Source organism: Acinetobacter terrestris, assembly GCF_004331155.1.
GTDB classification, from domain to species: domain Bacteria; phylum Pseudomonadota; class Gammaproteobacteria; order Pseudomonadales; family Moraxellaceae; genus Acinetobacter; species Acinetobacter terrestris.
Genome location: NZ_SJNZ01000007.1, coordinates 95,105 through 117,895 on the forward strand (window position 1 = coordinate 95,105; position 22,791 = coordinate 117,895).

The 22,791-nt window shown below is 39.3% G+C and carries 25 protein-coding genes; 10 read left to right on the forward strand and 15 right to left on the reverse strand.

Features of this window, described 5'->3' with window-relative positions; all coding sequences use genetic code 11:
• Positions 1–46: 46 nt before the first annotated feature.
• Entirely contained in the window at positions 47–1,285 is a 1,239-nt protein-coding gene (locus E0H81_RS05785; protein WP_131317299.1) for an acyl-CoA dehydrogenase family protein, read from the reverse strand.
• A gap of 94 nt (positions 1,286–1,379) precedes the next feature.
• On the opposite strand from E0H81_RS05785, the gene E0H81_RS05790 reads away from it, so the two are divergent.
• Both E0H81_RS05790 and E0H81_RS05795 read left to right on the forward strand, forming a co-directional pair.
• On the forward strand, positions 1,380–2,309 hold the full coding sequence (locus E0H81_RS05790; RefSeq protein ID WP_131317301.1) for a LysR family transcriptional regulator: 930 nt from the start codon (positions 1,380–1,382) through the stop codon (positions 2,307–2,309).
• Positions 2,310–2,465: 156 nt separating this feature from the next.
• On the forward strand, positions 2,466–3,077 hold the full coding sequence (locus E0H81_RS05795; protein ID WP_131317303.1) for a thermonuclease family protein: 612 nt from the start codon (positions 2,466–2,468) through the stop codon (positions 3,075–3,077).
• 78 nt (positions 3,078–3,155) lie between these two features.
• Here E0H81_RS05795 and E0H81_RS05800 read toward each other — a convergent pair whose 3' ends face one another.
• The 6 genes from E0H81_RS05800 to E0H81_RS05820 form a co-directional block, all read right to left on the reverse strand.
• A complete protein-coding gene (locus E0H81_RS05800; RefSeq protein WP_131317304.1) occupies positions 3,156–4,616 on the reverse strand; it encodes an aminotransferase-like domain-containing protein in 1,461 nt (486 codons plus the stop codon).
• Positions 4,617–4,730: 114 nt separating this feature from the next.
• Positions 4,731–4,895: a cbb3-type cytochrome oxidase assembly protein gene (locus E0H81_RS15905; RefSeq protein ID WP_165492593.1), complete on the reverse strand. Its 165-nt coding sequence runs from the start codon at positions 4,893–4,895 to the stop codon at positions 4,731–4,733.
• Positions 4,888–5,628: a hypothetical protein gene (locus E0H81_RS05805; protein WP_131317306.1), complete on the reverse strand. Its 741-nt coding sequence runs from the start codon at positions 5,626–5,628 to the stop codon at positions 4,888–4,890. The genes E0H81_RS15905 and E0H81_RS05805 overlap by 8 nt, the downstream gene beginning before the upstream one ends.
• 207 nt (positions 5,629–5,835) lie before the next feature.
• Positions 5,836–5,946 carry a DUF2474 domain-containing protein gene (locus E0H81_RS05810; protein ID WP_131266127.1) on the reverse strand — a complete coding sequence of 37 codons (111 nt, stop codon included), beginning with the start codon at positions 5,944–5,946 and terminating at the stop codon, positions 5,836–5,838.
• 23 nt (positions 5,947–5,969) lie between these two features.
• On the reverse strand, positions 5,970–6,974 hold the full coding sequence (cydB, locus tag E0H81_RS05815) for a cytochrome d ubiquinol oxidase subunit II (protein WP_131317308.1): 1,005 nt from the start codon (positions 6,972–6,974) through the stop codon (positions 5,970–5,972).
• Positions 6,971–8,410, reverse strand: a complete 1,440-nt coding sequence (locus E0H81_RS05820) for a cytochrome ubiquinol oxidase subunit I (RefSeq protein WP_131317310.1) — start codon at positions 8,408–8,410, stop codon at positions 6,971–6,973. The genes cydB and E0H81_RS05820 overlap by 4 nt, the downstream gene beginning before the upstream one ends.
• Before the next feature lie 685 nt (positions 8,411–9,095).
• Here E0H81_RS05820 and E0H81_RS05825 point away from each other — a divergent pair.
• Both E0H81_RS05825 and E0H81_RS05830 read left to right on the forward strand, forming a co-directional pair.
• The gene (locus tag E0H81_RS05825) at positions 9,096–9,536 is read left to right on the forward strand and encodes a MarR family winged helix-turn-helix transcriptional regulator (RefSeq protein WP_131317312.1); all 441 of its coding nucleotides are present in this window, start codon (positions 9,096–9,098) and stop codon (positions 9,534–9,536) included.
• Positions 9,533–10,738, forward strand: a complete 1,206-nt coding sequence (locus tag E0H81_RS05830) for an MFS transporter (RefSeq protein ID WP_131317314.1) — start codon at positions 9,533–9,535, stop codon at positions 10,736–10,738. Before E0H81_RS05825 ends, E0H81_RS05830 begins: the two co-directional genes overlap by 4 nt.
• A gap of 112 nt (positions 10,739–10,850) precedes the next feature.
• Here E0H81_RS05830 and E0H81_RS05835 read toward each other — a convergent pair whose 3' ends face one another.
• The 4 genes from E0H81_RS05835 to E0H81_RS05850 form a co-directional block, all read right to left on the reverse strand.
• Positions 10,851–11,453, reverse strand: coding sequence for a nitroreductase family protein (locus tag E0H81_RS05835; protein ID WP_131317316.1), 603 nt, complete (start codon positions 11,451–11,453; stop codon positions 10,851–10,853).
• Positions 11,454–11,734: 281 nt separating this feature from the next.
• Entirely contained in the window at positions 11,735–12,226 is a 492-nt protein-coding gene (locus E0H81_RS05840) for a hypothetical protein (protein WP_131317318.1), read from the reverse strand.
• A 101-nt stretch (positions 12,227–12,327) separates the two neighbouring features.
• A complete protein-coding gene (fumC, locus tag E0H81_RS05845) occupies positions 12,328–13,722 on the reverse strand; it encodes a class II fumarate hydratase (protein ID WP_131317320.1) in 1,395 nt (464 codons plus the stop codon).
• A 119-nt stretch (positions 13,723–13,841) separates the two neighbouring features.
• The gene (locus E0H81_RS05850; protein ID WP_131317322.1) at positions 13,842–14,849 is read right to left on the reverse strand and encodes an NAD-dependent epimerase/dehydratase family protein; all 1,008 of its coding nucleotides are present in this window, start codon (positions 14,847–14,849) and stop codon (positions 13,842–13,844) included.
• A gap of 71 nt (positions 14,850–14,920) precedes the next feature.
• Between E0H81_RS05850 and tusD the strand changes: the two genes are divergently transcribed.
• The 4 genes from tusD to E0H81_RS05870 are packed head-to-tail and all read left to right on the forward strand — an operon-like array spanning position 14,921 to position 16,313.
• Positions 14,921–15,289 (forward strand): sulfurtransferase complex subunit TusD, encoded by a 369-nt coding sequence (gene tusD / locus E0H81_RS05855; protein WP_131317324.1) that lies wholly within the window; start codon positions 14,921–14,923, stop codon positions 15,287–15,289.
• A gap of 43 nt (positions 15,290–15,332) precedes the next feature.
• Positions 15,333–15,683 carry a hypothetical protein gene (locus E0H81_RS05860; protein WP_131317326.1) on the forward strand — a complete coding sequence of 117 codons (351 nt, stop codon included), beginning with the start codon at positions 15,333–15,335 and terminating at the stop codon, positions 15,681–15,683.
• A 20-nt stretch (positions 15,684–15,703) separates the two neighbouring features.
• Positions 15,704–15,988 carry a DsrH/TusB family sulfur metabolism protein gene (locus E0H81_RS05865; protein ID WP_131317328.1) on the forward strand — a complete coding sequence of 95 codons (285 nt, stop codon included), beginning with the start codon at positions 15,704–15,706 and terminating at the stop codon, positions 15,986–15,988.
• 13 nt (positions 15,989–16,001) lie between these two features.
• Positions 16,002–16,313 (forward strand): TusE/DsrC/DsvC family sulfur relay protein, encoded by a 312-nt coding sequence (locus E0H81_RS05870; protein ID WP_131317367.1) that lies wholly within the window; start codon positions 16,002–16,004, stop codon positions 16,311–16,313.
• 703 nt (positions 16,314–17,016) lie between these two features.
• Here the strand turns inward: E0H81_RS05870 and E0H81_RS05880 are convergent.
• Positions 17,017–17,916 (reverse strand): LysR family transcriptional regulator, encoded by a 900-nt coding sequence (locus tag E0H81_RS05880; protein ID WP_131317331.1) that lies wholly within the window; start codon positions 17,914–17,916, stop codon positions 17,017–17,019.
• Between the two features lie 96 nt (positions 17,917–18,012).
• On the opposite strand from E0H81_RS05880, the gene E0H81_RS05885 reads away from it, so the two are divergent.
• Together E0H81_RS05885 and E0H81_RS05890 are read left to right on the forward strand one after the other, a co-directional pair.
• A complete protein-coding gene (locus tag E0H81_RS05885; protein WP_131317333.1) occupies positions 18,013–18,453 on the forward strand; it encodes a CidA/LrgA family protein in 441 nt (146 codons plus the stop codon).
• A gap of 1 nt (position 18,454) precedes the next feature.
• On the forward strand, positions 18,455–19,147 hold the full coding sequence (locus E0H81_RS05890) for an LrgB family protein (RefSeq protein ID WP_131317335.1): 693 nt from the start codon (positions 18,455–18,457) through the stop codon (positions 19,145–19,147).
• Positions 19,148–19,198: 51 nt separating this feature from the next.
• Here E0H81_RS05890 and E0H81_RS05895 read toward each other — a convergent pair whose 3' ends face one another.
• Genes E0H81_RS05895 through E0H81_RS05905 form a run of 3 tightly spaced genes read right to left on the reverse strand, consistent with a single transcriptional unit; the run spans position 19,199 to position 22,727 of the window.
• Positions 19,199–19,642: a hypothetical protein gene (locus tag E0H81_RS05895; protein WP_131266112.1), complete on the reverse strand. Its 444-nt coding sequence runs from the start codon at positions 19,640–19,642 to the stop codon at positions 19,199–19,201.
• Positions 19,643–19,650: 8 nt separating this feature from the next.
• Positions 19,651–21,990, reverse strand: a complete 2,340-nt coding sequence (locus E0H81_RS05900) for a fimbria/pilus outer membrane usher protein (protein WP_131317337.1) — start codon at positions 21,988–21,990, stop codon at positions 19,651–19,653.
• 5 nt (positions 21,991–21,995) lie between these two features.
• Positions 21,996–22,727 carry a fimbrial biogenesis chaperone gene (locus tag E0H81_RS05905; RefSeq protein WP_131317339.1) on the reverse strand — a complete coding sequence of 244 codons (732 nt, stop codon included), beginning with the start codon at positions 22,725–22,727 and terminating at the stop codon, positions 21,996–21,998.
• Positions 22,728–22,791 lie beyond the last annotated feature (64 nt).

The following is a 22,791-nucleotide window of genomic DNA, read 5'->3' on the forward strand; positions in this document are numbered from 1 at the left end:
GCAGAAAGTTGTAAGAAGTCTCATCTACACCTTGTATTTTTAAATCTTATTTACGACGTGAACCGTAACCACGTTTTGCCAGTTCAAGTTTGGCAATCATGCCTTTATGCACTTCATCTGGACCATCGGCCAAACGTAGGCTACGCGCTTGGGCAAAGAAACCCGTCAGTGGTGTATCACGAGAAACACCTGCACCGCCGTGAATCTGGATAGCCATATCGACAACTTTTTCCAGCACACTCGGCGCAACCACTTTAATCGCAGAGATTTCGGTCAAAGCCGCCATATTGCCTAAAGTATCCATTTTATAGGCAGCATACAAAGTTAAAAGTCGTGCTTGATCTATGGCGACCCGCGCTTCGGCAACACGTTCCAGGTTACCGCCCAATTTTAAAATTTCTTTACCAAAAGCAGTTCGGCTCATGCCACGGTCAATCATCAACTCTAATGATTTTTCTGCCGCGCCAATACAACGCATGCAATGATGAATCCGACCGGGTCCCAAACGACCTTGGGCAATTTCAAAACCTTGCCCTGCACCACCAATAAAGTTGGCTATAGATACTCGCACATTATTGAAGCTGATTTCGCCGTGACCATGTGGTGCATCGTAGTCACCAAACACCGGCAACATCCGTTCAATTTTTACGCCTACCGTATCAATAGGCACCAAAACCATGGAATGTTGATGGTGACGGTCTTTATTTTCATCGGGGGTGTGGGCCATAAAAATAATGATTTTTGCATTAGGATCGCCTAAACCGGATGACCACCATTTACGGCCATTCAAGACAATTTCATCACCTTCAATGACTGCTGTCGCCTGCATATTGGTTGCATCACTAGAAGCCACATCTGGTTCAGTCATACAAAATACAGAACGGATTTTGCCTTCGAGTAAAGGACTTAACCACTGTTGTTTTTGCGCATCAGAACCATAACGCCATAATACTTCCATGTTGCCGCTGTCAGGTGCATTACAGTTAAATACAGTGGGTGCAATTAAACTGCGCCCTGTCAGTTCGGCAATATGTGCATATTCCTGTACAGATAAGCCTTGTCCTAATACAGGATCTGGCAGGAACATGTTCCAAAGCCCTGCTGCTTTGGCTTTACCTTTAAGCACTTCAATTTGTGCTGGCCATTGCCATGTTGTCCAGTCACCCCCTTGATTCAGCGCATGAACATCATTCCAAAACTGTGTTTCAACCGGTTCAATTTCATTTTTTATAAAAGTTTTGGTTCGTTCTATAAAATCTTGTGCACGTGCTGATAACTCAAACATGGCAACTTCCCTCTCAATATTGTCATTACTGCTCTTTACAACACCTTAGCTTGAAAACTACTATGAACAAAATGATTTAATTCAATACAACACTATGAACAGTATTCATAATAAAAGTCCGATAGGTAGTAGCGTCGATCTGGCAATTTTCCACCGTATCGATATTAATTTATATCCACTTTGTATTGCGATTTATGAGCAAAGAAGTATTTCAAAAGCTGCACAAATTTTATGCATTAGCCAATCCGCGGCCAGTCATGCCTTACAACGTTTAAGACAACACTTGCAGGATGATTTGTTTGTGCGAGCAGGCAGCAAAATGCTTCCTACACCTTTCGCTGAACAGATTTATCCTGTAATTAAAAATGCCTTGATTGCAATTCAAGCTATTTCAATCCAAAAACAAAATTTTGACCCAAGCATGGTCCAGAGCTTAAAAATTGCAGTGCATGATGAAATTGAGCCGATTATCTTTCCCAAACTGGTAGAGCATTTTCATCAACTTAATTTAGCGATTCAATTTTCCAGTATTAAGCTAGACCGTAAAAATATCGTTAGTGATCTTGCCACTCAGCAAATTGATTTTGTGATTGATTTAGAACAAAATTTTGGGGAAAAAATTCAATTTGAAAAACTGGTGCAAGACCAGTTTGTCGTGTGTACTCAACAGCAAAGCATGACCGAAGATATTTATCTGGCCTCGCCGCATATTGGGGTTTCATCACGACGTACTGGAGTTTTGGTTGAAGATATATATTTGAACAGAAAACAGTTTTCCCGCCAGATTTTTCTACGTTGTCAGCATTATTCAACTGCCCTGCAGATTTTAACTCAGCAGCCTCAAGCCATTCTCACTATTCCTAAAAATATATTGGTTCATTTACAACTGGCACAGGATCTGAATATTTTTGATGTTCCTGTAGAACTGCCGAATATTGATTTGGGGATGTATTGGCATAAAGATTTGCAATTAAATTCACGTCATAGTTTTTTGCGAAGCGAAATTTCTAAAATTTTTGCTTAGGCTATTTTATTCAGGATGATTTATTTAGCTTAGGCTATTTGTTCAAGCATATACAGTTTTTAGGCTTATAAAAATGCTTAGGCTATTCCTAAAACTACAAAATGAAACACTGACTGTTTAGCTTTTAAGCCGTGCAGAATCTGGCTTTCACCTACAATGATGCATCTCCTAGCTGTGTTTCTATACGGCTCATTTTTAAGGATTTGGATCATAACTTTGTTGCATCTCTCTACGACCTGGCAAATTGTGCTGGGACTAATCGCCCTCTGTTTTTCCTATTATTTACTGCATAAAATCACTGTATATTTGAAGGATTTATTTCGTCCTTTTAAAAAAGGTAAAAAATACTGGTGCCGTGTGAGTGCAGTAAGCGACGGTGATACCCTCACCTGCTACCGTTTCAATATAAGACGTTCTGAAACCAAGTTACGTTTTGCTTATGTAGATGCACCTGAATCTAGCCAAAGCTATGGCAAGGAATCTCAGCGCCTGGTTCAAGGCATGGTAAAAAACAAAATGGTTCGTGTGAAAATTACCGATATCGACCGTTATGGACGTTGTGTTGGTGTGGTCTATCGCTATCGCAAGAATATTAATGAAGAGATTGTTAAACGCGGTGCTGCATGGGTATATGAAGAATATATCAAGGATAAAAGCCATTTGCGCTATATGTTGGACTTGCAAAATAAGGCCAAAAAACAGAAAAAAGGTTTATGGAAAAGTTCACGTCCGGTACGTCCCAGTGTTTATCGTAAACAGGGGAAATAATATTCTATAAAGCCAAATATTGAGATGGGCGCATTTAAAAGTTAATTTTAAAATGCGCTTAAATATTAAAATAAATATTCAGATCAAACGCGCTAATTCATTGTGTATGAGCTGGCGTAATTGTTTCATGCACAGTTTAATTTCGGTATCATTAAGTGAACTAAACCCGAGTACAAAACCATATTCGCAATCATATTCATAAAACTGGCTTAGACAGGTAATTTTAATCTTGTGTAACTCTGCCCCCTTGACCAAAGCTTGCTCAAGGCTATTTGGAATCTCTGCTTTAAAATAACATGCCACCTGCATACTTGGATGATGCTGTTTCACAAAACAGAATTCAGATAAATAATACTCAAAACAACTCATAAACGTTTGATAGCGTTTTAAATAGAGGTGTTGCATCTGTCTTAAATATTCAGCGTAATGCCCGCGTTGCATAAAATTTCCAAGTAATACCTGAAAATATTGCGACGGCGCACTGCCATCAATATAATTGCGATAGCGCTTAAAAGGCTCAATTAATGCTTTAGGCAAAATCAGATAAGACAGTCTTAAACTGGGTAAAATGTATTTACTGAAAGAGCCCAGATAAATCGTTCGTTGGTAAAGATCTAGACCTAAAATGGCCGTGTTTTGAGTTTTATTCAGTAATAGCGCGTCATAATCATCTTCAAGAATATAACCATTATTTTTTTCCGCATATTCAATAATTTGCTTTTTGCGTGTTGCACTCATTTGAATGCCGCTAGGATACTGATTAGCCGGAGTCACATAAATTGCTTTGGCATCCTGAATATCGCGACAATCCTGTATTTTTAATCCTTCACAATCTAGACCAATACATTTTAAATCCAGATTCATATGCTTAAAAAGTTGATAGGCATTCGAGTAATATGGATGTTCCATAATGATTTTATCATTCGGATTAAATAATACCCGACCACAAAGATATAAAGCTTGCTGTGTGCTATTCACAATAAGCACTTGCTCTGCAGATATCTGGGTATTACGGGTTAAATTAATGTGTTGGGCAATTTGCTGACATAATAAATCATCACCAGCGCTATTATCTTTTAAGAAAATATTTAAACCATAATGACTCAACGCATTTTTTTCAGTTTCGTACCATTTTTTAAACGGGAAATTGCGTATTTCAGGCATACCATCAGCAAAAAAATTCAGGTTTTGATCAAAGAACAGGTTTTCTAATTGCTCAGTATTTTCTGGAAGTTGATACTCAACCGTTTCAGAGGGTAACTGTTCTATTTGTAGATGCGCTTTAATAAAAGTGCCCTTGCCTTTGCTTCGCTCGAATATTCCTTCTTGTTCTAATTGGGCATAGACCTTTTCTACAGTGTCACGTGATACGCCCAAATGTTCGGATAAAAACCGTGTGGATGGGCATTTAAAATCGGACTGCAGGTTTAATTGTGGCAAGATTGCTTTAATGGCTAGATATATTTTGGTTCTTAATTTACTTTCATTCTTCTGTGCAAGATTCTGGCTTAACAATTGGATAAATTCATTTTGTTTCATTTCACAACCTGTATACATCCAACTTATATTTATTTCACGACAATCTAAAAATGCCTTATCGGAACAAGGCATTATCTTCATCTTCTAAAACTATTCATTCTGTGAGCGAATCATTTATTGATGCTGTACATGGGCTGATTCAGTTAGTTTCTTCTGATGTGAAGGCATATATTCAGGCTCATTGGTCACTGCCAGGAAGAAAAAACCAAGGAACATGCAGCCTAACAGCAGGCTAATGCCCACGATCAAATATGGAAAAGGTTTTTTAGCTTCATTCATGAGCATATCTCAATTTCGATTCAAGACTATTTTTAAAAATGGTTTCGGTAAATTCACCAAAGACCGATAATTTTTCAAAAAGATGTTCGCTGTACATTAAGTCGTCAATCAAATGTTCTGCATCGTCTAATTTCATATGAAACTGGCGGCTGACTAAAGCGGCATTTTCCTGTGCAATGCTTTGACAGACTTGTGCCAGTTCAGGAGTCTTTCTTTTCCAGAACAGTTTTTTAAAATCAATGTCTGACAAATTAAACTGTTTTTGATTCAGTACAATTTCACTGATCTGGACCTGGAATAGACTTTCTAACTGTTGTTTACTGACTGGATCCAATCCACTGTCCCCGATCATCGTCAGATGCTGACAAGCAGGATCGAGCAAGGCTTTGGCTAAAGCATACATTTTAAATTCAGCCACATTAAATTCCGTGGGAACCAAATCCAGACATAGGTTCATATCCGTAATGGATTGCTGATTTTCCAGTTCTAAAGCATCAAGACGGAAATAATGGGCATAGACCTGTTCAACAATATTTTGTCGCGGGGCGATGTAAACCGTATCTCGATTCAAGACTGCATGAATAAAAGGCGTAAATAGATAGCTTAGGCTATTTTCTAAAGTCGAGCTTTGAATGATGTAATCATGGGATGATTGCTGTGCAGATCGAATTGCTAGGCTTTGCTGAAGAATGACATCAAATTCATCAAAGGATGCAATTCCCAGTCGTTGCAAAATTTTTGTAGAATCAATTAGAGTAAGTTCAAAAAAATCTAAGATAAATTGGAAGCTTAGGCTTCGCAGCATGATCGCCTCGGACTATAAGCGTTATAAAGTGAATAAGCATAATATAGAACTCAAACCAAGATAAGGTGGTCTGCTCTACAGGCAACAAGTGGTCTGTTTTTAACAGACCAATTTTAAAGTAAATTTCGCTGTTGATTAGATATAGGCCAGTTGAACCAAGAGTCGAAATGCCCCAGCCACCAGTGCTAAAGCAAAGAATCCACCTAGCCACAAAACAATAAACCACTGGGTTTGTGAGAGTTTCATAGTTCCTCCTTGTAAGCTACTCCTTAATGATAGCCTTTATCTCCAATCCGTACTTTATCGCGGAATACCCAATAGGACAAAGCGGTATAAATCAGAATAATTGGAATTAAAAGTAGTGCACCAATTAAGGTAAATAACTGGCTACTGTGCGGTGCAGCTGCATCCCAGATGGTGACGGATCGTGGAATAATATAAGGCCATAAGCTGATGAGAAAACCGGTATAAGCCAAAACCACCAAAGCCAGCGTGTACATAAATGGACTGAGTTCTTTACGCTGTTTACAGGCGCGTAAAGCCAGAAAGGTAAACACTAAAACCAGAATTGGTACAGGGCTGAAATAGGTCAGTTGCGGTTGGCTGAACCATCGCTCTGCAATTTCCGGATGCGCCAAAGGCGTATAAATGCTGACGCAGCCAAAAATAATGAACAAGGCAATAATCATCTTCGGCATGAGCTGATACATTCGATTTTGCAAGTCGGCATCTGTTTTAAAGATCAGCCAGCCGCAGCCCAAAGTTGCATAAAGCACAATGACACTTATACCGGTAAAGACTGAAAATGGGGTGAGCCAATCCAGGCCGCCTCCGGCGTATACTCCATTAGCTGTTTTAATCCCTTGAATATAAGCGCCCAGAATGATGCCCTGAAAAAATCCGGTTAGAATGGAGCCGCCAATAAAGGCCATATCCCAAAGGTGTCGGTTACGTCTGGATTTAAAACGGAATTCAAAAGCTACACCGCGGAAAATAAGCGCAATCACCATCAGGATAATAGGTAAATACAGGGCAGATAGAACGGTAGAATAAACCAGTGGAAAGGCTGCAAATAACCCCGCTCCACCCAGCACCATCCAGGTTTCATTGCCATCCCAGATCGGTGCGACCGTATTCATCATCACATCACGTTCTTGTTGCGCTTTAAAGAAAGGAAACAAAATGCCGATCCCTAAGTCAAATCCATCCAGCACCACATAAATCAGCACACCAACCGCAATAATTACAATCCAGATAAAAGATAAATCAATCATTTGTCATTCTCCCGGTTGTGGTCTAGAGGCTGACCATCCAGCTCTTCATCGGTACTGCCCAATGGACGATGCGAAGCTTGAATGACCCTTTCATCGCTATGCTGTACCGCATGAACAAATTCCGGACCTTTATGCATGATTCGAAGCATGTAATAGATGCCAACCCCGAACACTACGCAATACACCACTACAAAAATAATCAGGGTTAAACCAACCTGTTCTGCCGACACTGGCGACAGAGCATCTTTGGTTCTTAACACGCCATACACCACCCAGGGCTGACGTCCAATTTCTGTGGTAAACCAGCCAGCCAACATTGCGATAAAACCGGAAGGCCCCATAACCAAGGCAAAACGATGAAACCATGGACTTTCATAGAATCGTCCAGTTCTGCGTAGCCATAAACCGATCAGGGCCAATAACAGCATCAACACACCTAGCCCCACCATGACCCTAAAACTCCAGAACACAATAGTTGAATTGGGACGATCTTCAGGAGCAAACTCTTTCAGACCCTGAACTTTCCCCTCCATGGAATGGGTTAATATCAGGCTTCCCACGTTTGGAATACCTACTGCATATTTGGTTTCTTCTGCCTGCATATCTGGCATCCCAAACAAATACAGAGGCATGCCTTCATTGTGGTTGGTTTCCCAGTGCCCTTCTATCGCGGCTATTTTTGCGGGCTGATACTTTAAGGTATTGATACCATGCAGGTCTCCAATCAGAACCTGTAAGGGAGTAAGCGCCAAAATCATCCATAAGGCCATAGAAAAAGACTTTTTGACCAAGGCATCACGGCGACCTTTGATTAAATGCCATGCCGCTGTGCTGGCAACCAGCAAGCCAGACGCCAGGAATGCAGCCATGGCCATATGCGCCAGGCGATATGGGAACGAAGGATTAAATACAATGGCCAGCCAGTCTTGCGGAACGATAATGCCATTTTCAATGCTGAAACCTTGCGGGGTATGCATCCAGCTGTTAGACGATAAAATCCAGAACATGGAAATACAGGTCCCGACTGCAACCATGACAGTGGCGAAGAAATGTGCCCGAGAACCAACACGTCCCCAGCCAAACAGCATAATGCCCAGAAACCCGGCTTCCAGGAAAAAGGCGCTCAGCACCTCATAGGCTAAAAGCGGCCCTGTTACACTGCCTGAGATACGTGAAAATTCGCTCCAGTTGGTTCCGAACTGGTAACTCATGACCACGCCAGAAACTACGCCCATACCAAAGGCAATGGCAAATATTTTAACCCAAAACTTAAACAGGTCTTGATAGACTGGATTTTGGGTTCTGAGCCAGCGCCACTCTAAAACAGCAAGGAAACTTGCAAGACCAATGGAAATGGCCGGGAAAATAATATGAAATGATACGGTGAACGCAAATTGAATTCGTGCCAGTTCAAGTGCAGTTAAACCTAGATTCATAACATCACCTTTTTTAATTCGTTGGTGTGGTGACTGAGCACGAGATACACAGTCGCGCTATCTTGTTGTTTTGACCTGTTTCAGCATACGCTTGAATCTTCAGCAAAGTATGTTGATTTATTATTTCAATCCACATTGAATAAGCTCAAATTTTGGCAAAGACGGTCTGTTCCCTCAGATCTGGAGGAAAAAATAAATATGGATAGGTGATCTCTATAAAAAGGTTTGTTCATCCCATAGCTTAAAGCTGGAATCCAAAGTTTTTATAGGACAATCGGAAGCTCGTCACTGTTGCATTTAAAAAAAGCCGTTACAGTTCGAAATAGACGTGTTTAAAGCGCTGTAAAAATGTGCAAAGAGCCACAACTGGATTCGATCTACTACAAACTTTAATAGTCAAATCAGGTGACAGAACCTGATCACCATCAACCGTACAATATTGACCTTATAAATGCTTGGCAATTGTTAGAATGCGTTTGAATATATCGCTTTAAATTCCAAGCCCTTCAATCCACTCTCTCCTTTACTCACTATAGTTTATAAAAAAGCGTTTTAAAGTGGACTGAATCCATGGAGGTCATGGGTCTTTTTTGCCTATAAATCCTACTTTCAGATCGCTTAATACTTGAACAAGCCTTTAAAGAGGCGTAAAGTTCAATTAATTTAGTTACCCTAGCTAACTATTATGCCAGACCCACTTAGATTTCGTGCTTCATTATTACGCTGTGCGCGTTTAATGAGCGATGAAATCAATACCATTTTATTGCAACATCAATTGAACTATTCCTTGTGGCAAGTGCTGTATGTGATTCAGTTAAAACAAGGCTGCACCTCCATCGACATTGCGGAATATCTCAATGTGTCCAAGCCATCGATTGCAAAACGTATTCATACACTGATGCAACTGGACGTTTTGGAACAAGTCGATACTGAAGATAGACGGCAAAAGAAACTGATCCTGAGTCCAAAAGGTGTCGAGCTTTTTAAAATCTGCTCTGAAAAAATGGATGTGTTTGAACAACAACTGCTTTTGCCACTGGATCAAAATTCGCAAAATTGCGCCTTGGACACCCTTCATACATTAATGGATCATCTGCAAGACCTTAAATCAGGTACACAACCATGAATGAAAATGCTCCCTTATGGTCAAGAAATTTTATTCTTGTCAGTTCGATTAACTTTCAGCTGGTTCTGACCTTTTATCTGCTTGTCGTGGTTATTGTCGGTTATGCTGTCGCTGAACTCGGTGCAACTACGGCACAAGCAGGTCTAGTCTCGGGTCTGTTTATTGTCGGTACGCTGATTGGCCGTTTGCTTGTCGGTAAATTTCTGGAACGCTTTGGACGTAAAACCACACTTATTGTCGGTTTAACCGGTTTCCTGATCTTTTCTGGCTTCTACTTTATGAAGTTCGATGTCGGCATGCTGTTACTTGTGCGATTTATGCATGGCTTCATGATGGGTATGGCATCCACTGTTTTAGGCACCATTATTGCGCAAATATTGCCACCAACCCGTCGTGGTGAAGGCATTGGCTATTACAGCATGAGCAGTACTTTGGGGACGGCAATCGGTCCTTTCCTTGCCATCTGGATGATGCTGCACATTGGTTATCATGCCATTTTCATTGTTTCAAGCATTATTGCAGTGAGCTGTCTTGGGGTTGCGCTTCTGATTCGAGTGCCGAATATTCCTAAACAAAACAACCCACTTGATCTTTCTGTGCCGGTTGAAAAACCCAGCTGGATTTCACAATTTGTTGAACACAAAGCCCTGCCAATTTCTTTTATTATGTTATTGACCTCTGTGTGCTATTCAGGCGTGTTGTCTTTCATCAACTTTTACGCCAAAGAAATTGATCTGGTCGAAACCGCATCCTTTTTCTTCTTGATGTATGCCATTGCCATTTTGATATCGCGTCCATTTACCGGTCCATTGCTGGATCGAAAAGGTGAAAATATCATTATGTATCCTGCTTTTATTATTATGGCGATTGCCATGGTTTTATTAAGCCAGGTGCAAAGTTCATTTATGCTTTTGCTTTGTGCAGGCTTACTCGGTTTCGGTTATGGCAATATTCAGTCCGTTTGCCAAACCGTTGCTGTAAAAAGTGCCAGCATCGAACGTATGGGTTTCGCGACCTCAACTTTCTTTATTTTTCTGGATGCCGGTTTAGGCTTTGGTCCTTATTTCATTGGTCAGGCTCTGGATTATATTGACTATTCACAACTGTATTTCTACAGTGCAATGTGTGTTTTGGCCTGTATTGTCATTTACTACCTATTACATGGTCGCAAGGCAAGCAGACGCCAACACGTCTCTGCTTAAAAAAAAACCTTTAAAAATGATGTGATGGAAAGTCTCCTTGATAAAGGCAGATTTAAAAAAGAGAGGTAATCTTTACCTCTCTTTTTTATTTTCTTTCTTGTAAAATCAACAATTATTTAAACACTTTAAAACGCGTTGCATCATCCATATAAGTTTTGTCTTTGGCTTCACCTTCGACTGAACCAAACACCAGCTGGGCACGAAGTTTCCAGTTTGCAGGAATATTCCATTCAGCATGCACCTGTTCATCCACAATCGGGTTGTAATGCTGAAGTGAAGCACCCAAACCATCGGTATGTAACGCAGTCCAAGTGGCAAACTGGGCAATGGCTGTTGAATGTTCTGCCCAAACCGGGAAGTTATCGGCATAAGATGGGAACTGCTGTTGCAGGCCTTGAATCACATCCATATCTTCAAAAAATAGAACTGTACCGACACCTGCAGCAAAGCTATCCATTTTGGCACTGGTTTTTGCAGCAGCGTCTTCGTCTTTTGCATAAGACTTGAGTTTATCTTTTACAAAGCCCCAAAATTTTTCATGCTCATCATTAAATAAAATCACGGCACGTGAAGATTGCGAGTTAAAAGATGATGGACTTTGCTTAATTGCATGTTGAATCAATTCAGTTAAGTATTCTGGGCTTTGCTCTACATTTTTACCCACGGCATAAATGGTACGGCGTTTATTAATTAAATCTAAAAACTGATTCGACATTGAATGAAATCCTTTGATATTTCCTCGGGAAGATGTGTAACAACCTGCCTGCACTGTTAAGAAAATGTGAAATATCAACTTTTATAACAATGCAGATGCAAATGTATTGTTGCCCTACCATATGCAATAATAATTCCAATATCTAGTACATTTTATTGATAATTAAATCTTTAATTTTTTATATAGACGCGTGCATACAATTTAAACATACATTTTATAAACGACCCAGCCATAAAAAACCCCCCAATATTTGGAGGATTGTTATTCCATTTTAAGGTGTTTTAGAATTTAGCATTCAAGATACTTTGCGATACCTTATGTTTCCAGATATCACGTAAGGTTGGCAAATAGAATTTTTCACCAATTTCAACCAGTTCAGCATCAATTAATGCATGAACTTCGTGCATAAACAAATAATCCAGTTCAACTGTTTTCAGGGTCTTATGAGCTTCGGCAAACTCTCTACGCTTTTGTTGCGCAGCTTTTATCAGTTGATCCGCATAATTCTTATCTTTATATTGAGTAATCGCATTTAGACGTAATTCAATTACGCCCCAACCGCTTAATAATAATTTAAACAACTCAAAATCTTCTGTGGTCGATTCCCAGGTCATTTCATCCAGATTTTCGTCGTTAGGAAGTACTGGAAGCAGCAATTCCATCACACTCGGAAAAATCTTTTTAAAATTCAAAATAAATTTAACAGGATGCTCACCCGGATAATCCTTAAATTGCACCTTTTTCTGAACATCTGTTAAATAAACATCAAGCATAATCAATCATCAGCAGTTAATTTCTAAGTATATTGTACGCATATATGCCTCAGATAAAAACCACTGATGATCAATAGATCAGTGTTCAAGCCTTTAGATGCTTATTTCACGTTAGGTGAAACCATATTTTCAGGGATTACCACAGCATCAAACTGTTCTGCTGTCACCAGGTTCAATTCAACCGCAACCTGTTTTAAGGTCTTGCCTTCTTTATAAGCAGTTTTTGCCACTTTTGCTGCATTTTCATAACCAATCACCGGATTTAAAGCCGTGACTAACATCAGCGAGTTATGCAGGAAATAATCAATTTTTTCACGGTTTGGCTCAATACCGACGGCACAATGATCATTAAAACTATTACATGCATCACCCAGTAACTGAATCGATTGCAATAAGTTAAAGGCAATCACCGGCATAAACACATTTAGCTCAAAATTACCCGAAGCACCTGCGACATTAATGGTCGTGTCATTACCCAGCACCTGAGCGACAACCATGGTCATGGCTTCACTCTGGGTCGGATTAACCTTGCCCGGCATAATGCTTGAGCCGGGTTCATTTTCAGGAATGCGAATTTCACCGAAACCACAACGTGGACCACTGGCCAGCCAGCGAACATCATTGGCAATTTTATTTAGACTGGCTGCTAGTGTTTTTAAAGCACCCGATGCAAACACCGCAGCATCACGCCCTGCCAAAGCTTCAAACTTGTTCGGTGCAGTGACAAAAGGTAAATCAGTTAAGGTTGCCAATTGTGCCGCTGCTTTTACTGCATAATCCGGATGTGCATTTAATCCAGTTCCGACGGCTGTACCACCCAAAGGCAACTCATATAAACCCAGCAAGGCATAATGTAAACGCTTTAAGGCGTGATCGAGCTGCGCCACATAGCCACTAAATTCTTGCCCCAGCGTTAAGGGCGTTGCATCTTGTAAATGCGTGCGTCCAATTTTAACAATATCTGAAAATTGTTTGGATTTTTCATCTAAAGTATCGCGTAAACGTTGTACTGCTGGAATGAGCAGTTCATTGATTTGCAAGCTTGCTGCGACATGAATGGCGGTTGGAAAAGAGTCATTGGTGGATTGTGCACGATTGACATGATCATTCGGATGTACCGGCTTTTGCGAACCCAAAGGATTGCCCAGTTTTTGATTGGCGATATTGGCAATGACTTCATTACAGTTCATATTGCTTTGCGTGCCTGAACCGGTTTGCCACACCACCAAGGGAAACTGTTCATCCCATTTTCCAGCAATCACTTCTTCAGCTGCATTCACAATATAATGCGACAACTCATGAGGAATTTGATCTAACTCGGCATTGGTCATAGCTGCTGCTTTTTTCACTAAACCCATCGCACGAATCATTGCTCGTGGTAAGCGTTCTTGCCCAATTTTAAAGTTTTGCAAACTACGCTGTGTTTGCGCACCCCACATTGCTTCACTCGGAACTTCAACATCGCCCATAGTGTCGTGTTCAATACGTGTTTGCATTCTCAACCTCATTTCCATGTAGTTTTATAACGTTAGCCAATTCATCTGTTTTGACATATTTAATGATCTTAATCAAACAATTTACAATTATAAATGATTATTATTTGCATATATTTTCTTTAACGTCCTTTGAGTGTTTGCTGATAAAAGCGCCAGGAATCTTCTATGATTTGGGTAATTGTGCGTTTAGGCTGCCATTTTAAAACTTCACGTGCTTTGCCTGCGGTTGCTCCAATCTGGTCCAATTCAGCATAGTCATAAAACGGTGCATCTATGGTTTTAATTTCGCTTTTGGTGACTTTAGTGACTTCACTCAATAAAGCTCGAATGGACATATTCTGCCCTGCAATATTAAAAGCATCACAGGTATAGGGCTGGGTTCTTAGCCACTGTAAAGTCGCGATAATCGCATCACAACAATCCAGCACATGTAAGAAACTGCGTTCAACGGTGCGGTCTAAGGTCTGCGCTTGCTGACGTAACTCAATATAGTCTCGTTGCTTGGCAGCAGCTTGCAATGCCAAGGGAATAATATTTTTAGGCAATGGAGCAACAAACTCTCCTAAAACAGCATGTTCAAATGCACCCGCAATATTACCTAATCGCAAGATCGCAATTTTCCACTCACTGTCTGTCAGTGCGGTATCTCGGATGATTTCTTCTTCCATTTGTTGCGACTTGATATAAGGATTCGGATAAGAATAGTTAAAAGGCATCTCTTCTGACAGAGTTGAACTTGACTGTCCATATACCGCCAAACTGGATAAATGGATTAAGGTTCGTACACCAGTGCGCTGCATGGCACGCATCAAGCTCATGATACAACTGACATTATCGTTATAATATTCCAGCGGTTTAAGCACCGATTCTTCAATGGATTTAAAGCCTGCGGTATGAATGACCGCTTCTACAGAATATTGTTCAAAAACTTTGTTTAAAGCCGGTGTATTTCGAATATCAATTTTGACAAATGGCACATACATGCCGGAAATAAATTCGAGTCGTTCTAAGGTTTGTAAATTTGCATTGGATAAATTATCGACAATAATGACTTCTTGCCCATGCGCCATGAGGCTTAAAGCAATATGAGAACCTATAAAGCCTAAACCACCAGTCACTAAAATCATTGTATACTACCTTTTTCTTATGAAGTTTGGATGTATCAACTTTGGATTGAGCATTCCTCAAGTGAATTTCGATGAGTACCTTATTACTAATTACCTCCGCCCCAACCTCGATTTATGCCTGGCATGCTCTTGGTTTGGCACAGGCCTTACAGGCAAAGAACCAGGCATTTCGCGTGTTTTTCTATCAGGACGGTGTTTCTGTTGCAAATGCCTTGCAGTGGGCTCCTGATGATCAACGTCATTTGACTGAAGAATGGCAAAAGTTAGCCATTCGATTACCGGTTTGTGTCAGTGCTGCCTTGGCTCGTGGTATTACCGATCAGGAAAATGCAAAACGGCATCAAATTAGCCAACACAATCTAGCTCAAGGCTTTGAATTGGTTGGACTGGGTGAACTGGCCGATGCCGTCCAATCAGCACAACGTCTGGTTCAATTCTAAGGCGTTATTTTTTGGAATTTGTTGCTTTTAAAAGGTAAATTGTGTGAAATCTGTACTCGTTATTTTAACTCAAGCCAATCTTGCCAATTTACAGGTGCATGAAAGCTTGTCTGCCACTATGGTGCTGGCGACTTTTGGCTGTGAAGTCAAAGTTTTGCTACAAGATGCAGCCTTAAGTTTACTCAACTCAGAATTGCAATTTGAACAGCTTAAACATGCCTTTAAAATTGCATCTAATATGGTCGATAGCTTTGAGTTTTACGACCTCACCCCTGTTTTGGTCGAAAAGAAAAATCAGAATGCTCACTTTGTTGCCCAAGCTCAGCAGGATGTTGAATTTGTCGAGTTAAATAGTGAGTTTATGCAAAGTTTTGATTTTGTGCTGTACTGGTAAAGATGAAGAGTGAAATGATCATGTCGAATAAGAGCTTATATTTGGTACAAAGTAATTTTTCAGCTACACCCTCGGTACTGGCAAAACTAGAACAACTTTACAGCCTTGAAGATAGCGTGATTTTAATGGGTGAATCGGTATTGCAGTTTCAGCAACCGTTCTTACAACAATTAAATTGTGTCTATGTACTGGAAAATGATGCTGAAATTTTAGCGGGACAGAAGATAGAGAACATGAAAATTATTTCTTATGCCGAATTTGCAGACATTTGCCTGAATCATACCCGCTGTATACGTTTGAACTAATTTGAGATTAATGATGAATTTAGAACTCGATCAAGATGGTCACTTAGTCGATTACACCATTTGGAATGAAGAAGTTGCTCAGGAATTGGCAAACAGTTTAAGTTTAGAACTCACAGCATGGCATTTTGAAATCCTGCATGCGGTACGCCAGTTCTACCAACAGTTTGGTCATTCGCCTGCAACGCGCCCACTGATTAAATTTCTGATGAAAACGGTCAGTGCCGACATCAATAATGCCGTCTTGCAAGACAAATTCAATACCGGTTTAGTGGCACGTCATTTAAGCCGTTTGGCAGGTATTCCGAAACCGCCGAATTGTCTATAAAGATAATGGATTCAGGTTTAAGACTAGATTTTATGGGGTTCTAAATCATTGCAATAATCCTGAGTCAATTCGGGTTTAACATGCTTGGAATGAATGGACTGATGACATTTAAAACACAGCAGGTGCTAATTTGATGACCACAGCTTTTATGAATATATTGCTATGAATATATTGTATCAGCCTTCCAAAGCCTTGATTCATCTGCCCAATTCGCCATCGACATTAAATGCGGATAAAGCGCTAAACTCTTTTTAAGTTTAACGATATTTATAACGCTCTTATGGTTGCGCGTATGAGGTTTTGACTAAAATATCATTTTCAATTAGACGTTTTAGACGCTCAGGCAGCACATGACGGGTTATCTCTAAATTTTGTTAGAATGATTCGAAACAGCGCGTTCCCAAAAAGGTATTCCGTAAAATCAGCAATATGCAACGACCAACAATGACCGATAAGGTTCGGGCGATTGAATATGGTTGTTCTCCAATACTGTTCTCCAATATCGTCCCATTCCATAAAGAAAAATCGTCAATAATACGTTTAACCCAGAAAAGTTACCGCATCATTTCGATAGTGAAAGGTTGATAATCTGAGCTTACAAAAGGCCAAAACAAAAATTTTTAAATTTAGCCTTTTAAAAAACCCTCCGTTTAAGTCCCGTCATTCAACCTAGAACGCGCTCATTTTATGGTTCATCGAATCATTAAAAATGAATTTCACCCTGATTTTCTTCAATAATTTTTAGCCAGGCTCGGGTCGCAGGATTCATCGCAACCGTGTTATTCCAAGCCATACTCAAGGTCCAGTTGATATTCGGATTTTCTAATAGACTGAGATTATATTTTTCTTGATCCAGTTGTTCACAATAGGTTTTAGGTAGCAATGCGATTCCCACATCCGATTCCACCATTTTGGCAATAAAGTCCCATTGACTACTTTTACACACCACATTGGGTTCAAATCCGACGTAGTGTGCGGCTTGTATAATCAGGTTATTTAAGCTGAACGTATCGGCATAAAGCAGAAATGATTCTTCTTTGAGTTCAATTAAAGAAACTTTTGCTCTATTTTTCCATTGCGTGTCTTTACGCGAAAGTAAACATAAAGGCGAATCAATAATCGGAATGCCACTTAAAATGGGTTTTAAATGTCCGAGTAAAATTCCTACATCTACTTTTTTTGCCAAAATGGCATCTTCAATACCCGTCGCACCGACTTCTAGAAAACTTAATTCAATATTGGGATATTGCTTGTGAAATTTGGCAATCAAGCTGCTAAGTAATGCCGACCCTACCGGTGGAAGTCCGATGGTTAATTTGCCCTGTTTCAGATCCCGTACTTTAGCAACGGTTTCAAAAATACGTTGTTGCTCTTCCAATATAAGCAAAGCATGCCGGTAAATCTGCTCACCCATATAAGTCAAAATAACATCACGTTTTCGCCCTGCTTCGCCTTTATGAAATAGTGGCACGCCAATTTCTTGTTCTAAGGCATGAATGGCTTTACTAATTGTGGGCTGAGTGACACACATTTCTTCCGCTGTTCGGGTGAAACTTTGCAGTTCTACAATTTTAACGAACATCGTCAGGCTCTTAATATCCACAAAACATTCCATTTAGGCATAATCTTTTTTTTATTATTCATAATATGTACAGTGGGTCAAATCTAAAATACGACCAAGCTTTTATCTCTTGTTATTATGTCTACCTCTTTACGCTCTCCCAAGTTGCTTCATCTTGCTCAAATCATTCTGCAATTAAGTTTTCTGGTCATTATTTGGTGGGTCGCTTCAGTTATACAGCGCACATTCAATTTACCTGTCTCTGCCGGTGTGATTGGTCTGCTGCTGGTTTTATTTGCTTTGCTCAGTGGTCTATTTAAATTGCAATGGATCAAAACAGGTTCGGATTTTATTCTGGGGGAACTGGTCTTATTATTTATTCCGTGCGTCGTCGGAATCATTAAATATAAAGCTCTCTTTTTAACCCAAGGTTGGCAACTGATCCTGGCTGTATTTATAGGCACGATTTGCGTAATGCTTGCAACTGCATATAGCGTATATTTCGGTTTTAAACTGGAAGCACGTTTAAAGCAAAAACATAAGCCTCATTCTGACCAACTGCTCAAGCAGGGAGAGTGAGATGAACTTGATTGCTATTTTCTGCTTTATCGGTACTTTCATCGGTTATGTATTAAGTAAAAAGCTGCATAAAAAATATCCTTATATGCTGTTAGCACCTGGAATTTTTGTGCCATTTATTATCATGATGCTGATGATCATCTTTAATATCTCTTATGATACTTATATGATTGAAAATAAATGGATCGTATGGATGCTTGGCCCTGCAACCATTGCATTTGCCATCCCTATTTATGAATATCGTAAAGTCATTAAAGAACATGTGTTATCAATTAGTTTGGGTATTGTTGTCGGAATGATTGCTGGCGTGATCAGCGCATTTTATTTGGCAAAGTTATTCAGTTTTGATCAAGAAACCACGTATAGCTTAATGGCACGTTCTATTTCAACACCATTTGCCATGGAACTGACTTCCAATATTGGCGGTTCGGTTGAACTGGTGATTTTATTTACCATGATTACCGGCATTGTAGGTGTTGCCCTGGCTGATATGATTCTGCTTGCCTTAAAGTTAAATTCACGCTTTGCACAAGGCGCAGCTTTAGGTAATTCAGCACACGGCTTTGGCGCCAGTAAAGCCTTTATGCGTAATCGTGAAGAAGGCGTTGTAGCCTGTTTGACCATGGTACTTGCGGGAGTATTTATGGTGTTGTTGGGACCGGGTATTGTTCATCTGGCTGTCAATATTCTTTAAACTTTTTTCTGAGCATGAGTTTAGATTCATGCTCTTAAAAGACATTTTAAATTAATAATCCATAGTAATCGTTATACGATCGCGATAATCGCCGGCAGCTAGACTCGCCAAGTTAACGCTTCCTAAGCGGGCAACAATCACATAGCTCTGCTTAGCTTTTTTTTTCTGATTTTTTATTAGTTGCCACTGCGAACCAGCATCACCCGATAATTCATATTTTATCTCTATAGTGTTTTTTAATTTTGTATAAGCCAACGCAGATTCATTTTTTAAGGTGCTGTTACCACTGGAATCAACTAAATTTTGGCTGTCAAAGCGAATATTAAATTCAGCATCACACTTGATATCCAGTTGTATGGTGGATGTACTTCCAGAGGTAGGTTGCAGGCGTATAGTTCCAGCTCCCGTATCAGAAATGGTGCATGCTGCAAATGCATTTGAGCATGTAAAACAGAAAATACTACTCGCCAAAACTTTTAAAATCATCGTTTTCATACTTTCCCTTATTTACATACTAACTGTAATGGGACATTACTGGCCTCATTGTTTTTTAAGTTAAAATCGACCGTACAAGCTTCATGCGAAGACACTTTTACATCTAACTTATGCTGTCCTTCAGTCAAACCATAAATAGTCACCAAGTTATCACTACCAATTGGATAAATATCTGCCTGATTTCCATCCACGGTAATCTGACTTCCTTGTGCTAAAGGCTGCCCCGCTAAATCCACAAGTTTTATATCCACTTCACGTGTATGAACCACAGGAAATTCGACAAGATAGCCCCGCTTATTGAGTGGCATAATGGTTTTACGTGCCGTTATCACCTTATCTTCAATCTGTAACTGGTTTTCATCAAAAGAAAGATGCTGATTGGTATAAGCAATTAAATCATGGACAAATATTTCTCCATGCTGGTTGGTTTTACCTATAAATAAGTCATTGCGATAAACATCAACATTTGGACTATTGCTCACTTGAACTAAAGAAAAGCCATTATTCACAGACTTTGTTAAATCGACACTGTGACCCAACCATGTCAATGCACCATGAAAAGTTGCGCTATAGCTGTTGTTACTGCCAGTTTGTAAATACTGTAAATCTAGATCGCCGGCTTGAGTTTTAACCCGGGTTGCCACATTACCCGTATTTTGTTCATTTGCTCGCCCAGCGCCAATGGCATAATCCATACCTACAGCATTGGAAGTATTTTTAACAAATGTGAGATTGCTAGAGTCTGAATCGGTTTGGTTAAAATATGCAGCATGCTTGTCGTTAAAACGATAACTGAGTGATAAGTCAATACGATGGTTATCGTCACTTTCTGCATCATAACTAAATCCAACTGACATACTTAAATGATCAAATAAACTGCAACTGGAGCGCAGCGAAAAAATGCGTTGATCATCGCGAGCTGTGCTTTTTCTATAATTCTGCTCCACATAGGTAAAGGAGAGATTTCCAAAAACAGGAATTCCGGATTTAGATAAATAAATTAAGCTTTCTCGTTCAGGTAAAAATTGATCTTTTAGATCCTCCATACCTAACATACGAAAATCAGAGCTATAGTATTGTGTTTTTAAGCCCAGGCTATATTGATCTTTATCTCTTTTAAATTCTGTACTAAAGGTATAGCCATCAGCTTTTTGAGAATCACTATAAGCTGAATTAATTTCTAATAATCCAAGTTTATATAAGTATTGGCTCCACAACAGACCTGTACTTTTTAAATCATGACTATAATCTGCCACTATACCTAAAGTGGTGATGTCTGTTATTCCCCGTCTGAAATAAGCACTACCAAACCATTCGCGATAATCATCACTTTCTTCACTATAGTTATAGCGTAACTTACCACTTGAAAGACTATAGTCAGTTAAACCCTTTTTTAATAATCGTTCACTCACAAAAATAGGGACATTTTGTACAGTTTTATTCCCCATAATATCCTGTACAACCATTTCTGCACTGCCTAAACCACGAAAGTTAATATTGCTATCAATATTAAATTCTCCTGGATTTATTCTTGAGTTATAGGCTTTATTGCCATTAATAATTAAATCAATAGTGGACGGAACCAGTGCACTACCTTTAAATGAAGGAGTATTCCAATAAACAAAATCTGGGCGTGAAGTAAAATTCGTTCCCCAGCGAAAACCGCCAAAATAATAAGATTGGGATAATCCGGTATTGGTACTGACATTATCTCCCAACTGTAAAGTGGTTAATTTTTTAGGAAACTCAAAGATAAGCGAGGTATTTAATCGAGTGTTATTTTGAAAATCATCATTATTATTTTGATAGTTTTTGCGAAAAATATGGCTATTGCTAAAAAATGTATTTTTCCAAAAAAGGCCTAAATCAGCGACTGCATTTGCTTGTTTAGAATAATCACCCTCTTGATAGAATGCATCATAATTTAAAAAACCACCCAAGCCAGGTAATTGCGGCATTTGAATTTCAGTATTTTGAATATGCTGCCCTAGCATGTAATGGGTTGGAATATTAATTTTTAATAATTGTGAATCTATATCTTCTTCTATCCCTATATCTGGCAGAGATATCAAGCAATATGGAATGCCCATCTGGGTCAGTTGCTGGAACTTCTCAATATCCATAAAATTTGCTTGTAACACACTACATTCAATATATTTTTTCTGTTTAAACACAGTTAGCATAGCATCTTGATGCTGATCTATACCGTTGATCCACAAACCAAAAATCATGTCGTGCTGCATTTCCTCATTCTGTTCAGGTACAGGCAATTCATTCGCCATAACATGATCTGGTCGAATTATAATCAGCAGAGTAAGGAATATAAGATTATATTTGGGTTTACCCATATGCTTTAATTCTCCGTAATATCATAAATCACGGAATTTTTAGAAGCGTTGGATGCCATTACAAACTTTAGTTCTTTAATAGATGTCGTATTAAATCCATCCATAGGAATAGACACTTGGCGATCCGGCAAAATATATTTCATAGTATCAATGTCTTTTAATACTTTACCTGAGGCATCTTGAATACTGAATTTTGTTATTTGAAAATGTGCTTTACCATTATTTTTAGCCATTAAAACAGTATTATTTTTTTCATCTTTAACAAAATGAAAGGACATGTCAGGTTGAAAACCATTACCCACAAATACAGGAACACTAAAATTTAAAGCAATACTCATCCCGGTTTTTTGTAATGGCGATGGAATTTCACTAAATTTAACTCGCCATGTTTCTTCTTGTTTTAAATTCATGGCTGCGATGGATTGGCGAAATCCAAATCGAATCACTTTATTACTGTCTGGTAATAAAATAAGAGCCTTGGGATTCACCACCAAGTCTGCATCTGGTGTTAAAATATCGTTACCTTGTTCATCTTGAGTCCACCGAAATACACTAATTTCGTAAGTACGATCCGTTTTTTCCCCTTTGGTATTCAGTGTTGCCGTTGTACTTCGTTGTTGACGATCACCAGAAATATATAATTGAACGGGTGAAATGGTCAGATCTGCATGAGCTTCTGGCTGTATTAATGTTAATAATGCAAACAACAGACCGCTTGTATTTTTCACAGTTCGCATATTTATTTTACCCCAGTACAAATTAATATTTTTAGAATGGCAATTAAGAATGCATAAAAGATAA

Excerpts from the sequence above, each read along its gene's own strand:
- E0H81_RS05885 (WP_131317333.1), top strand. The coding sequence starts at position 18,013 with ATGTCTACCTCTTTACGCTCTCCCAAGTTGCTTCATCTTGCTCAAATC.
- E0H81_RS05835 (WP_131317316.1), bottom strand. The coding sequence starts at position 11,453 with ATGTCGAATCAGTTTTTAGATTTAATTAATAAACGCCGTACCATTTAT.
- E0H81_RS05820 (WP_131317310.1), bottom strand. The coding sequence starts at position 8,410 with ATGAATCTAGGTTTAACTGCACTTGAACTGGCACGAATTCAATTTGCG.
- E0H81_RS05800 (WP_131317304.1), bottom strand. The coding sequence starts at position 4,616 with ATGAAACAAAATGAATTTATCCAATTGTTAAGCCAGAATCTTGCACAG.
- E0H81_RS05830 (WP_131317314.1), top strand. The coding sequence starts at position 9,533 with ATGAATGAAAATGCTCCCTTATGGTCAAGAAATTTTATTCTTGTCAGT.
- E0H81_RS05810 (WP_131266127.1), bottom strand. The coding sequence starts at position 5,946 with ATGAAACTCTCACAAACCCAGTGGTTTATTGTTTTGTGGCTAGGTGGA.
- E0H81_RS05890 (WP_131317335.1), top strand. The coding sequence starts at position 18,455 with ATGAACTTGATTGCTATTTTCTGCTTTATCGGTACTTTCATCGGTTAT.
- E0H81_RS05905 (WP_131317339.1), bottom strand. The coding sequence starts at position 22,727 with ATGCGAACTGTGAAAAATACAAGCGGTCTGTTGTTTGCATTATTAACA.
- E0H81_RS05895 (WP_131266112.1), bottom strand. The coding sequence starts at position 19,642 with ATGAAAACGATGATTTTAAAAGTTTTGGCGAGTAGTATTTTCTGTTTT.
- fumC (WP_131317320.1), bottom strand. The coding sequence starts at position 13,722 with ATGCAAACACGTATTGAACACGACACTATGGGCGATGTTGAAGTTCCG.
- tusD (WP_131317324.1), top strand. The coding sequence starts at position 14,921 with ATGAGTACCTTATTACTAATTACCTCCGCCCCAACCTCGATTTATGCC.
- E0H81_RS05825 (WP_131317312.1), top strand. The coding sequence starts at position 9,096 with ATGCCAGACCCACTTAGATTTCGTGCTTCATTATTACGCTGTGCGCGT.
- E0H81_RS05850 (WP_131317322.1), bottom strand. The coding sequence starts at position 14,849 with ATGATTTTAGTGACTGGTGGTTTAGGCTTTATAGGTTCTCATATTGCT.
- E0H81_RS05900 (WP_131317337.1), bottom strand. The coding sequence starts at position 21,990 with ATGGGTAAACCCAAATATAATCTTATATTCCTTACTCTGCTGATTATA.
- E0H81_RS05865 (WP_131317328.1), top strand. The coding sequence starts at position 15,704 with ATGTCGAATAAGAGCTTATATTTGGTACAAAGTAATTTTTCAGCTACA.
- E0H81_RS05840 (WP_131317318.1), bottom strand. The coding sequence starts at position 12,226 with ATGCTTGATGTTTATTTAACAGATGTTCAGAAAAAGGTGCAATTTAAG.
- cydB (WP_131317308.1), bottom strand. The coding sequence starts at position 6,974 with ATGATTGATTTATCTTTTATCTGGATTGTAATTATTGCGGTTGGTGTG.
- E0H81_RS05790 (WP_131317301.1), top strand. The coding sequence starts at position 1,380 with ATGAACAGTATTCATAATAAAAGTCCGATAGGTAGTAGCGTCGATCTG.
- E0H81_RS05785 (WP_131317299.1), bottom strand. The coding sequence starts at position 1,285 with ATGTTTGAGTTATCAGCACGTGCACAAGATTTTATAGAACGAACCAAA.
- E0H81_RS05795 (WP_131317303.1), top strand. The coding sequence starts at position 2,466 with ATGATGCATCTCCTAGCTGTGTTTCTATACGGCTCATTTTTAAGGATT.
- E0H81_RS15905 (WP_165492593.1), bottom strand. The coding sequence starts at position 4,895 with ATGAATGAAGCTAAAAAACCTTTTCCATATTTGATCGTGGGCATTAGC.
- E0H81_RS05870 (WP_131317367.1), top strand. The coding sequence starts at position 16,002 with ATGAATTTAGAACTCGATCAAGATGGTCACTTAGTCGATTACACCATT.